Source organism: Sphingobacterium sp. BN32, from assembly GCF_030503615.1.
Taxonomy (GTDB): domain Bacteria; phylum Bacteroidota; class Bacteroidia; order Sphingobacteriales; family Sphingobacteriaceae; genus Sphingobacterium.
The window spans coordinates 1900531-1913721 of sequence record NZ_CP129963.1; the positions used below are offsets into that span (position 1 = coordinate 1900531).

At 43.2% G+C, this 13191-nt stretch carries 9 protein-coding genes; 1 reads left to right on the forward strand and 8 read right to left on the reverse strand.

Features of this window, described 5'->3' with window-relative positions; translation table 11 throughout:
• Position 1: 1 nt before the first annotated feature.
• The 8 genes from nagA to QYC40_RS07975 all read right to left on the reverse strand — a co-directional run bounded on the left by nagA (position 2) and on the right by QYC40_RS07975 (position 11956).
• On the reverse strand, positions 2-1189 hold the full coding sequence (gene nagA, locus QYC40_RS07940) for an N-acetylglucosamine-6-phosphate deacetylase (RefSeq protein ID WP_301993414.1): 1188 nt from the start codon (positions 1187-1189) through the stop codon (positions 2-4).
• Positions 1190-1200: 11 nt separating this feature from the next.
• Entirely contained in the window at positions 1201-2487 is a 1287-nt protein-coding gene (locus tag QYC40_RS07945; RefSeq protein WP_301993415.1) for a sugar MFS transporter, read from the reverse strand.
• A 23-nt stretch (positions 2488-2510) separates the two neighbouring features.
• Complete coding sequence (locus tag QYC40_RS07950; protein WP_301993416.1) at positions 2511-3242, reverse strand: 6-phosphogluconolactonase; 732 nt, start codon at positions 3240-3242, stop codon at positions 2511-2513.
• A gap of 17 nt (positions 3243-3259) precedes the next feature.
• On the reverse strand, positions 3260-4693 hold the full coding sequence (locus QYC40_RS07955; RefSeq protein WP_301993417.1) for a Gfo/Idh/MocA family protein: 1434 nt from the start codon (positions 4691-4693) through the stop codon (positions 3260-3262).
• Between the two features lie 346 nt (positions 4694-5039).
• Positions 5040-6254: a Gfo/Idh/MocA family protein gene (locus tag QYC40_RS07960; RefSeq protein ID WP_301993418.1), complete on the reverse strand. Its 1215-nt coding sequence runs from the start codon at positions 6252-6254 to the stop codon at positions 5040-5042.
• Positions 6255-6257: 3 nt separating this feature from the next.
• Positions 6258-6989, reverse strand: coding sequence for a DUF1080 domain-containing protein (locus QYC40_RS07965; protein WP_301993419.1), 732 nt, complete (start codon positions 6987-6989; stop codon positions 6258-6260).
• Positions 6990-6999: 10 nt separating this feature from the next.
• Positions 7000-8763: a RagB/SusD family nutrient uptake outer membrane protein gene (locus QYC40_RS07970; protein ID WP_301993420.1), complete on the reverse strand. Its 1764-nt coding sequence runs from the start codon at positions 8761-8763 to the stop codon at positions 7000-7002.
• Positions 8764-8779: 16 nt separating this feature from the next.
• Positions 8780-11956 carry a SusC/RagA family TonB-linked outer membrane protein gene (locus QYC40_RS07975; protein ID WP_301993421.1) on the reverse strand — a complete coding sequence of 1059 codons (3177 nt, stop codon included), beginning with the start codon at positions 11954-11956 and terminating at the stop codon, positions 8780-8782.
• A gap of 177 nt (positions 11957-12133) precedes the next feature.
• Between QYC40_RS07975 and QYC40_RS07980 the strand changes: the two genes are divergently transcribed.
• Complete coding sequence (locus QYC40_RS07980) at positions 12134-13141, forward strand: S9 family peptidase (protein WP_301993422.1); 1008 nt, start codon at positions 12134-12136, stop codon at positions 13139-13141.
• Positions 13142-13191 lie beyond the last annotated feature (50 nt).

Here is a 13191-nt window from a genome sequence, read left to right on the forward strand (position 1 = left end):
ATTACTTCTCATAAACAAAGCGACCTGCTATCATGGTCTTTTGAACCTGAATATTTTCATCAAATAAAATTAGGTCGGCTTGCAAGCCTTTGCTGATGGTTCCAATCTGATGCTGCAAACCTAATATCCTTGCAGGGTTAACTGTAAGCATATGCACCGCATCTTTAAGCTCCACACCTGCCATCTTTGTCATCGTACGAATCAATCGATCCGCCGTTGCCACGCTTCCCGCAAAGGACTTACGATCCGGAAGTTTAGCAACCCCATCTTCCACCACAACGGCAAGGCCATTTTCTTTACTGCCCAAAATACTTTCTGTCACATCAGTTCCCGCTGCACGCATCGCATCTGTAATCAGAATAATTTGATTCTTTGCCTTCACTTTGGTAATCAGCTTCAAGAATGGCTCCGGTAAATGCGTTCCATCCGCAATAATCTCTACATCGATATCATCAATCAATAAGCAGGATTCAATCGCACCAGCATATCGGTATGCATTCCGTCGAGTCATCCCCGACATGCCTGAGTACAGATGTGTTGCTAATTTATAACCAGCCTCCACTCCTTTCACCACCTCATCGTACACCGCATCTGTATGTGCTAAAGCTAATAAAATACCCTCTTCGCAGACCCGCTTCCCAAAGGTCAATGCCCCCGGCAATTCCGGTGCTGCACTCCATCGCGCAATCAGATGCTTGTATTTTGATAAGATGGGTTCATATTCCTCAGGCTTTGGGTCCCGTATATATCGAGGATCTTGAGCACCGCGTTGCTCCATCGCAAAATAAGGCCCCTCCAAGTGCAACCCATAGAACCTCGCTCCTTTTTCATTCTTGTCCAACGATTTTGCATATACCTCAAACGTCTCCAAAAGTAGATCTTGTTCACTGGTTAAGGTCGTAGGCAACATCGCCGTCGTGCCGAAACGCGCATGCGTTTCTGCAATATTAAGATAGGCATCAACGTCGTTATCCATAAAGTCCGAACCGCCACCACCGTGTATATGAATATCGATAAAACCGGGCGAAAGGTAAAGCCCCTGCGCATCGACAATTTCATGGGTGCTACTCGCCTTTGGCCAATCTGTTGATTCCTCAACAGCCACAATCCGGCCATTTTCAATACTCACATAACCATTCTCAATTATTCGAAAAGGGGTGATAATTTTTGCATTAATTATACTGATCATTGTTAGGTTGATTATTTCCAAGATTTAAATCGGTGCCCGATAAAGGCATAGAACACAATATACGAAAAACATGGAACTAATACCCAATAAGCCGTTTTCACATCATGAGAATCTGCTACTAACCCGTAAATCATCGGCAATATCGCATTCCCACATAGTCCCATAATCAAGAGTGCCGACCCCTGCTTCGCATATTTACCGAGACCATCCAGTGCCAGAGGCCAGATACCGGCCCATATTAAGGCATTCGGAACACCGATCATCGCCAAGAACCAAATCGACACATCCAGATGATGTCCGAACCAATGCACCTGATAGCTTACCAAGCAAACTAATAAGGATAAGATCAAGCCAACGATAGAGCAAATCTGTAGCATGCGCTTTTGCGATATCAGCGCAGGAATCAACGTGATACCCATCAGATAGCCGATAATCGTTGCTGTCAATACATAAGACGGAAGCGCTTTTGCTTCTAATAACGAAAGCCCCATCGCCCCAGCATAATTAATAATGGTATCGATCGCTATCACTTGTGTTCCCACATGAAGGAAGATGGCAACCGCGCCTAATACCAAATTCGGAAATTGAAAAACACCAGACTTCGACTCGGCGTCCTTGTCTTCTTCCCGATTCTCGATTTCCGGCAATGGCGAAAACTTAACAAAGAGTCCGATGAGAAATAGCACCGCAGCAACGACAATGTAAGGCACTACGACGCGTAAAATCAGCTCATCGAGTGTTTGTGCTCTCGTCACTTCATCCATCAACGGAATCTGTTTAAACAGCTCGTTATCTGTGGGACGTAGAATAGCCCAAGAGAATGCAAGTGGGGCCAAAATACCGGCCCCTTTGTTGCATATTCCCATTATACTAATTCGTTGTGCTGCACGTTCCTTCTCACCGATCATCGTAATGTATAAGTTCGCAACAGTCTGCAAAACCGCAAGCCCAGAGCCAAGGGTAAACAAGCCCAGCAAAAATATAACATAAGTCCTACCATAAGCCGCCGGCACGAACAATAAGGCCCCTACAGCCATGATCCAGAACCCAATCGTAATCCCCCTCTTATAACCAACGCGCTTGAGTAGATAAGACGACGGCATAGACATGACTAAATAGGAAATGTAGAAAGCAAAGGCAACTAAATAAGATTGAAAATTCGTCAGCTCACAGGCAATCTTAAAATATGGAATTAAGATGGCATTGACCCAGGATACAAATCCGAAGACAAAGAACATCGTCCCAATGATGCCAATGGAAATTAAGGTAGTGCGTCTATCTAAAACTTGTGCGTTCATAAGTTAGGTTAAAGGTTTAAAGTTTATAGCAAAGAAGCTGATCCTTCGTCTAAATAACAATAGCAGGCAGGATGATTTTGTAAAATACTTGCCGGATACAGATTAGAAACCTCGTTCGTTAAACAGTTCTTTACGGCAAGCGCCTTTCGTTCATCGGGTACCGCACATATGATCTTCTTCGACTTCATGATTTGCTTAATAGACATCGATATCGCCTGCAATGGCACCTCGTCGATGCTGTTGAACCAACCCTCGCCCATCTGCTGCTGTCTGCATAGCGCGTCCAAATCGACTACGAGATAAGGGTCTTCTACATCAAAATCTGCCGGTGGATCATTAAATGCCAAGTGTCCATTCTCTCCAATGCCCACAAATGCAACATCAATCGGGTAATTTCTGATGATATCCCCTAAACGCTTACATTCTTCCTGCGCATTTCCCTCGCCATTGATCAGCACCACCTCTTTCAATGTGCCGACCTGATCTACAAAACGCTCATTCAAATATTTTCTAAAGCTCGCCTTATGCGTAATAGGCATACCGATATATTCATCCAAGTGAAACATGCGGACCTTAGACCAATCTATATCTTTATCCTTTATCAAAGTCTCTAATGTCTCAAATTGACTTTGTCCTGTAGCCAAAATAATATTAGCTTCGCCCTTAGCACGGATAACTTCTTTAATTAGTTCCGCTCCCTTTGCTCCAGCATGAGCCCCTAAAGATTCCCGATCCGGGAAAATTTCTACATTCATATTCTATAAGCTTTAAGTTATTTATTCGATTTTAATACTTTGGTATTGCCACCAGTTTCCAAATGGATATTGTGGACTTTATTAGCTTTCCATCGTCCCATCGTAAAGTCCGGAATAGCAATAGGTTTTGATCCGTTCGCAACCGACCATTCACTCAACGGTCCAATTGACGACCAGGACGCGGCATCATACACATCCATATCGACAGGCAAGCCATTACGCAGGCAGTCGATCAGGCGCCAGTCCATGATAAAGTCCATACCTCCATGGCCCCCTACTTCTTTCGCCATCTCTCCAATCTGACTGATAATCTTTGGCGTGTTCTCCGCTTCAATCTTTTTGAACTCATCCTCGTCGAGGAATTTCTCATGCCCAATAGCCAATTTTGCTGGAAGTGGATATTTCTGCGCAAATGCCTTCGTTCCGGAAATCAAATGTATGCGAGAATAAGGTCTAGGCGTACTGACATCATGTTGTAGCATAATGGTACTGCCGTCATGGTTCTTAATGGTCGAGGTATTCATATTGCCACGAAACGGATATTTAAGATATTTCTCAAACTCCTTATTCGTCTTAGCCAACTCTTCCGTCTTCGGGCGCAGCGAGAAATCCTTCGAAGCCATCGAAGTCATAAACTCCATCTTGTTCCCACGGTTGATCTTCAGAACCTGAGCAATCGGGCCTAAACCATGGGTAGGATATAGATTCCCGTTTCGCTTTGCATTTTCCATCAAGCGCCATTTATCATAGCGCGCCTCGTCTTTAAAAAGACTCTCGAGAATATCGTGAATATAGGCTCCTTCGCAATGAACAATATCACCGAAAAAGCCTTGCCTTGCCAAATTCAGCGTTAGCATCTCGAAGAAATCATAGCAACAGTTTTCTAGGATGACACAATGCTTCTTGGTGCGCTCTGATGTCATCACCAATTGCCAGCATTCCTCGATCGTCACCGCTGCAGGAATCTCAACAGCAACGTGTTTGCCCTGTTCCATTGCATAAATTGCCATCTCCGCATGCAAGGCCCAGTTGGTAGCGATATAAACAAAATCAATATCGTCGCGACGGCACATCTCCTTCCAGGATTCCGCTTTACCACTATATATTTTCGCTTCATGGCCGGTTGTCACAATGCGCTTTTTTGCCGCCTGCGCTTTTTCATCGCGGATATCGCAAATACCTTTAATCGATACTCCTTCAATCATACTCAAACGGTAGACCGCTGCCGAACCACGATTTCCTACGCCAACAAACCCAGTGCGTACCGTGGATAAAGCGGGTGCGGCATAGCCCGACATGTTGAATATAGGTTTATAGCTCTGCTGCGATTCTCTAAGAATTTGATGATAGTTGCTCTGCTCCTCCAAGGGACTCGCAGATACTTTGTTGGAAAGAATACCTAGACCGGCAAGTCCAGATAACTTAAGAAATGATCTTCTATCTGTTGACATAAAATTAAGTTTTGGTTAGTAGGATATTTAACTAAAGAAACGGGAATTGTAGATGATATCCAAGTCTCTTCCGTTCTAATCTACGGCACCGTTATCGGTAATTATTTTCAAAAAAATGAGTATGAAGCTGCACTAAAAGGAATCGCCACAGTTCAACGCTTGTTCCTACACTTGTCAAGACTAGGTCAACTCATAACCCTTGTAAAGCCCTTTCAAACCCAATGCTAAGCCCAATCATAAGCGCTCTGAATCGGGTTTGATAGGGTTAAACAAGGCTTGATCAAGGCTTGATCCTGCTTCTTGAACAGCATCATGTCATAGGTAGTTATGTTGATTACGTGATAAACTAAGCACTATATTCCGGCTTCCACACTTGCTCTTGATGCGTTTCCATCGCAATATTGGCCATATGGCTTGCAATAGCGACATCTCGGCCCGTATATACATCCGCAGCAGGTTTCTTTCCCGTACGGATACACTCGAGAAAATCAACTAACGCATAATAGGTCGGGTCCTTTTTCAATGGATCTAAATCCGAGAAGTCTATAAGTTCGCCCTCGCCATAGTGCACAGCCTTCGTGGCACCTGTTACGCCGTCTACTGTCCCGATTTCTTTCTTTACGTTTTCCGAGAATAGGCGTGCCTGGTCTTGCGTGACAATGATAGATCCCTTATCGCCGAGAATACGGATGCCGTAGCCCTTATACGCATTGGACAAAATGGACGAAACACTAGACTTTATGCCATTTGGATATTCATAAACCACACGCACATTGTCATAGTTCTCGCGCCCATCTTTCCAGTAATCCACTCCACCAATACCAGTTACACGCAGTGGTGCCGCACCAACCATCCAGTTTACAACGTCAATCGGATGTCCACATAATTCGGTCATCAGTCCGCCGCTAGAGGCCTTGTACATTCGCCAATTGACGAAGCGCTCGTCCATGCCCGCAGGAACTGGAAAACGCCAGTTTGAATTGCGATGATACTGACATTCGTAATGCAGCACCTTTCCCAGCCATCCTTTGTCGATAATCTCTTTGATGCGTTTGTATAAGCCGTAATAACGGTATTGATGCCCCACCTGAAAGACCATCCCCGATCGTTCAACTTGCTTCACCAAGTCGATTGCCTGCGGTATATCATAAGAGATTGCCTTCTCCAGGTAAACATGCTTTTTATTTTGCAAAGCATTCACGGCCATTGGATAATGCAGGTATAAAGGGGTGGCAATAATAACCGCATCGACTTTTTTATCTGTTACCAGCTCTTTATAGTCCTTATAGACCTTTACCGAGGGAGGTATCATTTTCTTTGCCGCTAGGGTATTGTCTTCGCGCAGGTCACAGATTGCTGCGACCTCCACGTTCTGAATATCTCTGAGTAAACTTAGCAAGCCTCGCCCACGACTCCCCACGCCGATCACTCCCACTCGTAACTTCTTGGCCGATCCCGACAAACCGAATACAGCGAGATTACCCGGCAACACGGCTAAGCTTGAGATGGCTATGCTGCTATTTTCAATAAACTTCCTTCTGGAAATATGATTGTCTTTCATAATTTAAATTCTTTTAATCCGAATATTCCTAAAACTAGAAGCATCCTGATGATCCGTCAACATGATATGTCCAGCAACAGCCTCTCCATAGCGCGAGCTATACATTTCGAACTTCGTTCCTGCCACTAAGGCACGAAACTCATCCGTCCCGCGTTCATAGCTTAAGATCTTTTTCCCATTCAGCCAATGTTCTACCAAATTTCCTTTGACCACGATACGCGCTTTATTCCACTGTCCGTGCGGCTTAAGTACTTTATTCTTATCAGGGGCATACAGCAAATAGGCAGATCCTGTTTCTGTTTTCGGGCTGATCCCGCCTTTTACCGACTCATGGTTAAAATCATCGATCATCTGATATTCCGGGCCGTTTAGCTCGACCTTTCCAGCTTTGGTTTGCAGCGGACTAACCAGGTATTTCACTCCGGAATTGGTATTCTTATCCAGTTTGAACTCAATTTCTAGAATGAAATCGCTGTACACTTTTTTGCTGATAATGTCGCCTCCTTTTTCACCAGGCACGAGCTTTAAAACCCCATCCTCCACTTTCCAACCTTGTGTCGGAAAGCCTCCCCCTTTTGCGCTGGTCCAATGTTTTGAAGCATCTTTCCCATCGAATAGTGTTTCCCACTGTCCTTTGGATTGCGTTGCTTCAAAAGCACGTTCTATTTTCAAAGCTTCATTGATTGGCGAAGCGGCTAGATGCAGACCTAATAAAATTGCACTGATTATTTTCATGGCTGTTCAATTAAGGAATTGTTTCAATTGGTGGCACATTCCTTTCTGCTCCATCATAGCCCTTGTTCTGGTTGATTACGCCTTTAGTATTGGCAGTAATTACGGTTGAAGGAATTGGCCAAAGTACATGGAAAGGCGCAATATTTGCCACGTTTCCTAACATCGAGATCTTCTGGTCGTAAGTTGGGTTCTTGCGCTTCACGCGGTCGAAGTAGTAATTCTTCTCCGAAAAATTTGCTAAGGAATAGCCCTGCAGGTTCTTCGCCGCTAAGATGAACGAAATTCTGACCATCTCTGAATGTCTTGGCTCCTCGGTAAACAACTCCCTTGCTCGTTCATCCATAATAAAGTCTATTGTCACTTCTGCAGCAGTCATCGGCAATGCTTTGGCACGTGTTCTAACTTTGTTGATATCCGCAGCTGCCAAATCCAACTGTCCCTTCCAAAAATAGGCTTCAGCACGCAATAGGTAGGTTTCCGCCAATCTAAATACGTAGAAGTCGCCATTTCCGCCTTGCGGAATCGCTGTTTTGTTCTGCTCCGGAACATATAGTTTATAATGCGGAATCGCATATATGCTACGGAACGTATCCAATGGATCGGCGAAATATGCTGGGTTTACTGGCTTTCCAAAATCTTTCGAATTCGGATTGTTGTATTTATACTCGTGCTTATCTACCCAGTTAGCATCTGCTCTTCGTAAATCGGTCGTATTCTTATACGTCGCCCCCTTATAAGACCAAACATCATATTGGTAAAATCCGGTCAAGCGCACATTCGCATTCCCTCTTCCCAATGAATCATACATCGGTCCCGAAGCCACCATACCTGCCTTACCCTCGCTATCGCGCACAGGTGCCTGAAACCATGAACATCCGTAGTAGCGCATGGTAAATAAACCGGCAGAGCGAGCATCAGCAGGCGCCTCAAAGCGATCTATCGTCGCTAAAATTGTTTCCTTGTTGTTTGCTAATGAAACGTTTTCCGGCCTATGCAAATCCCACATCAAGTTTCTATAGTTATTTGCTGCGTCCTTACCGAAACGCTCCGTCATTAAAGCATACGGACCATTGATGACCGCACTTGCAGTCGCGATGGCTTTGTCGAAATCTAAATTTGCTAGATATACTTTGGTCAATAGGTGATTGGCAGCTCCTTTGGTCAATTCGCCAGCTGCGGCAGAAACAGGAAGCCATTGTGCGGCAAACTCTAAATCGGATTGAATTTTCTTTAAAATTGCTGTGCGGCTATGTGATTGAAAATCCAATTTCGCGCCTTCGATTTCATCGCTAATAAACGGCACATCGCCATAGCTATGTACTAAGCGGTAATACCAATATGAGCGGTAAAATAATCCTTGCGCAAGCATCGCATTTTTCTCTTCTTCGGTCTTAAACTCAACAGATTGAACTCTTGAGATCAACACATTACAATTCTTGACATTGGCAAACATTAAGTTGAACATTTTCAAGAAGTTGTAATACACATCATTATTTGGCGTCAACTTATAAAAATCCAATTGCGACCAAGGAGAACCTAGATCTGAAGCAGCAAACTCCATGATTAAGTTATGTAGGCCCTTATTCATGTTGTGGGTCTCTTGCTTTAGATCGGTTTTCAAGGTTACCGCCAGCGAGGCAAGCCCCTGCGGATCCTTATAAACATTCTCGGGCGTAAAAAACGAAAGCGGCTCCGGGTCTAACCAAGATTTGCTGCAAGAGAGCGTTATGATCGACAGAAAGAATCCCGCTATGATTATATTTAGTTTTTTCATGATATTTCAGTTTAAATTATAGTGAGAAATTTACGCCTGCAGAAAAAGTGCGTGGCATCGGCATAGCATTTAATGCATTGGTATAAGTCGTCGTAGGATCTGCTCCTGGATAAGCTGTTTCCGGGTCCCATCCTGGCCATTTGTCAATCGTAAATACGTTACGAACAGCAAGGAATACACGTAAGTTTTTAACATGTAGGCGCTCTAAGGAAGTTGATGGAACAGTGTAAGAAAAGGATAAGTCTTGTAAGCGCAAGAAAGCTGCCGACTTGTAGGTACGAATACCACCACCAAAAACCGTTGTTAAAGCGTTCAGTCTTGGGTAATCGTTATTTCTGTTTTCTGCTGTCCAATACGGAAGATCATAGGTACTGCGTTTGTCGTAAGTATCTGTACCGCCTGCGCGCTGTGCTTCCTGCAGATTACCTAGATGACCTAATTCTGCTCTCAAGAAGAAAGTAACGTTAAAGTTTTTCAAGAAATCGATAGAATTTCTTAAACCTAGTCTATGGCGAGGGCGTTCATATCCAATAAACTTCTTATCAATTAAGGCGTCGTATTTAAAGTTTCCGTCAAGATCTACTACTTTAAAATCGCCTGGTTTCAAGCCGTATTTCGCCGCTTCATCGGCTTCTTCAGCTTGCCAAATTCCCGTTATTTTATAAGTCCAAATAGCATCGATTGACTGCCCAGGAAACCATTCGTTCGTGTAATCCGGCAATTCTTGATATCCCTTTACTCCACTGATAGTAGTTTCGCCAAAATCACCGAATAGCTCTTCTATTTTATTTCTGTTTCCTGAATAGACGAAACTGCTATTCCATCGTAGGTTTTCTCTATCGATGTTAACCGTATTGATCGAAAGCTCCCAGCCTTTATTACTTAGTTTTCCAAGATTGGATACAACACTTTCATATCCGGTAATCTCCGGCAACTTTCTTTTCATCAATAGGTCAACCGTTGTCATGTTATATACATCAGCGGTAATACTCAATCTATTCTTGAACATAGCCAAGTCAATTCCTAAGTTATATGACTCCGTTTGTTCCCATTTTAAATCATAGTTAGAAAGTGTATTGTTAAATACACCGATCTGCGTATTAACACCATTGTAATACCGACCAGAATTGACAGTTGCTAGCGCCGCATATTGTCCAATAGAACGGTTACCGTTTCTACCCCAAGATGCACGTATTTTTAAATCATCGATTTTATCAACATTAAAGAAGGGTTCTTGTGAAAGTCTCCATGCAAATGCAAAAGCCGGAAATACCGCTCTTGGATTTTTCTTTCCGAATGCTGAATAGCCATCACGACGTACTGATGCGGTGAATAAATACTTGTCGTTCAATGTATAATTCAAACGAGCCATAGCCGCATCGCCTGTTGCGCGCGTATCATTAGCGCCAACTTTATGATCGGAACCAAATTGAATACCGTGATAGCCAAGCGATTGATTTGGGTTGAATGATTGATTGCTTAAGCTTGATTGCCAAGTATCCACCTTCTCCGCACTGTATAGCAACGTCACATCAAATTGATGCATACCGAACTGTTTGTTCCAGTGCACCAGATGGTCTAGCATCCATTCGAAAGTTGAACCTTCGACCCTCGTAGCATAACCATCCTTGTAAGTCGACCCACCAGTTAACGTGGTTGATGGGTAGAAGTTATAGAGTTTGCTGAATTCATATCGTGGTTGGAAAGAAACTTTATAGTTGATATCAAACGGTAGCTTAATATTCATGTAAACCGATGAAAATAAGCTGTTGATCTTATTTTTTTGATCCTGTCCACCGAGGTTATTGATTAAAGGTGTTGCAACGGCAAAACTATTCGGATACCATATTTGCTTCCCTTCATCGTCATACATACTGCCGTAAGGGCTCATGTTAAACATCGCATTGATACTTGGGATAATTTGTGTCTGATTCTTATCAGCAAACTGCGCATTAACACCTGCGGATAACCAGTTAGTGATGGTAAAATCGGTGTTGATACGGCTTCGAATCGTATTAAAATCATCACCTAGAATAATTCCCTCATTATCTTGATAACCGAGAGACCAGTAATATTTAACCTTCTCCGCACCGCCTGATATATTCAAGTTATAATTTTGTTTAAGACCTTGTCTAAAAACCTCGTCTAGCCAATAGATCTCATTGCCTGCCATATAATTATCAACTTCTACATCATAGAAATTCAATCGGCTTAACCATTCTCTCGTATTATCCGCCTGAGGGTTATTACTTGCCGCTCTCCATTGATCGAGTGTTACTCCATCAGGGAGGTTATTGGGGTTATTGTAGTAAAAGTTAGGCTTCGTTGGGTTGTAACCTCGCATTACATCCGTTCTAAATTGGATGTATCCTGGACCGTCGTACGGCTTAAAGGCGTGCATTAAATTGGCTAAACCGAAATTAGCGTCCATCGTAATTCGTGGCGTACCTGTAAGGCCTTTCTTTGTCGTTACCTGGATGACGCCAGCTGCTGCTCGCGCACCATAAACCGCGGTTGAACTTGCATCTTTCAAGATATCCATCGTTTCAATATCCGAAGGATTGATATCTGCGATACTACCATTGAAGATCACACCATCCAATACGATCATCGGGCTGGTGGAAGCATTCAATGATTTCGGACCGCGAATTTCCATATCACTTTCTCCAGACGCTCGTGTACTCTGATTCGAAATAAACCCGGCAACTGTACCATTTAACATCTCTGTCAATTGTGTCGTCGGTTGATTCTTAAATTGGTTAGCATCTACGCGGGTAATTGATCCGGTCAAATCGCTCTTTTTCGCCGTACCATATCCAATTACGACAACTTCATCCAAGTCGGCGGTGGTACTTTGAAGTTTGATGAGTAAATTGCTTTCAGCTCGTGTGACTGTGTATTCGTACGCCGTGAAGTTCAACATATTGAAGGATAGTTTATCCCCTTGTTTTACTTCAATGGTGAAATTACCTTGATCATCTGTCGCCGTCTTTTTAGTAGAACCTGCTACAGATATGGTAACACCCGCGAGCGGTTCGTTGCCTTCCGAGGATACAACTTTTCCGCTAACCGAAAAGGTTTGCGCTTGTTGAAGCTTAAACTCATGATAAGTTTTGATCGGAATTTTTGCATGCAGAAGCGTTGGGCTGAGTGCCGCCGATACTGCCAAGAAAAACAAGTAGTCTTTTCTCATAATTCAGTTTTTTAGTAAAGGTTATAGGATCGAATATAGCTATTGTGTCCGTACACAATGATAAAAAGAAACTTGAGTGAAAAGAGGGATTATCACAAAAATATTACCGACAGCGTTTCCGACGATTTTTGAAATAAGTACTCCAAAAATAAAGTAACTTGTGTTAAAACTGCCCCTATGATGAAAAAAACATATACCACTTTTTTAAACATTCGTTTGTTGCTGATCTGCTTTGCCTTAAAAACATCGATACTATGTTTAAACGCACAGTCCAAGGTCGATTGGGACGATAGGTCGGCTGGAAATTGGCCCGCAGAAACACGCCAAATTGGAATCAAATCCACAAAGGATCATAGCATTCAGAAGTCTTATCTGTACGAAAGTAAAGCCAAGGGAAAAAGACCATTGATCATTAGTTTGCATACTTGGGGTGGAAATTATGCACAAAAGGATCCCTTGCTGAAATACTGTATGCAGGCCGATGTACACTATTTGCACCCCGACTTCCGCGGCCCCAATAAAAGACCGGAAGCAGCAGGGAACGATTTAGTGATACAGGACATAGACGATGCTATTCAGTGGGCACTAGATTCTCTTCGCGTAGATGAACAGCATATTCATCTTGTCGGCGTCAGTGGCGGAGGGTTTGCATGCGGGCTCATGTATATGCGATGTAAACATCCGATTAAGTCCTTCCATGCCTTCGTCGGAATCTATAATTTGGAAGATTGGTATTATGAATCGCTAGCACGTAAAAATTCATATGCAAAGGATATTGTGCGCATTACGAGCGGTGAAAACGAGATGCCAGATTTCGAGGAGGCAAAAAAGCGTTCGGTCATTTTGATGCCAACGCCGATCAAAGAGCGGAAAGATGCGACATTACATCTATATGCCGGCATCGACGATGGTTATACCGGTTCGGTCCCTATTTCTCATAGTTTGGAGCTATATAATAAAGTGGTAAACGATTTTGAGAAAGACGCGAGCGAACAGCTTATCCCTTTAGAGGATTGCTATACGCTGTTAAAACGACGGATAAGCCCCAACTTCCAAGTGGAACCTAAAGCTTTCATGGGTAGAGATATCATCTATAGAAAGGAGTATAAGAATAAGGTCGAGATCATCATATTCGACGGCGGTCATGAAATGCCGGAAGAAAACCTATTAGAACGAATATTCTGAGCTTAGATTATTTGAATTTTCATTAAATTGCAACAACATTTATAAAACCT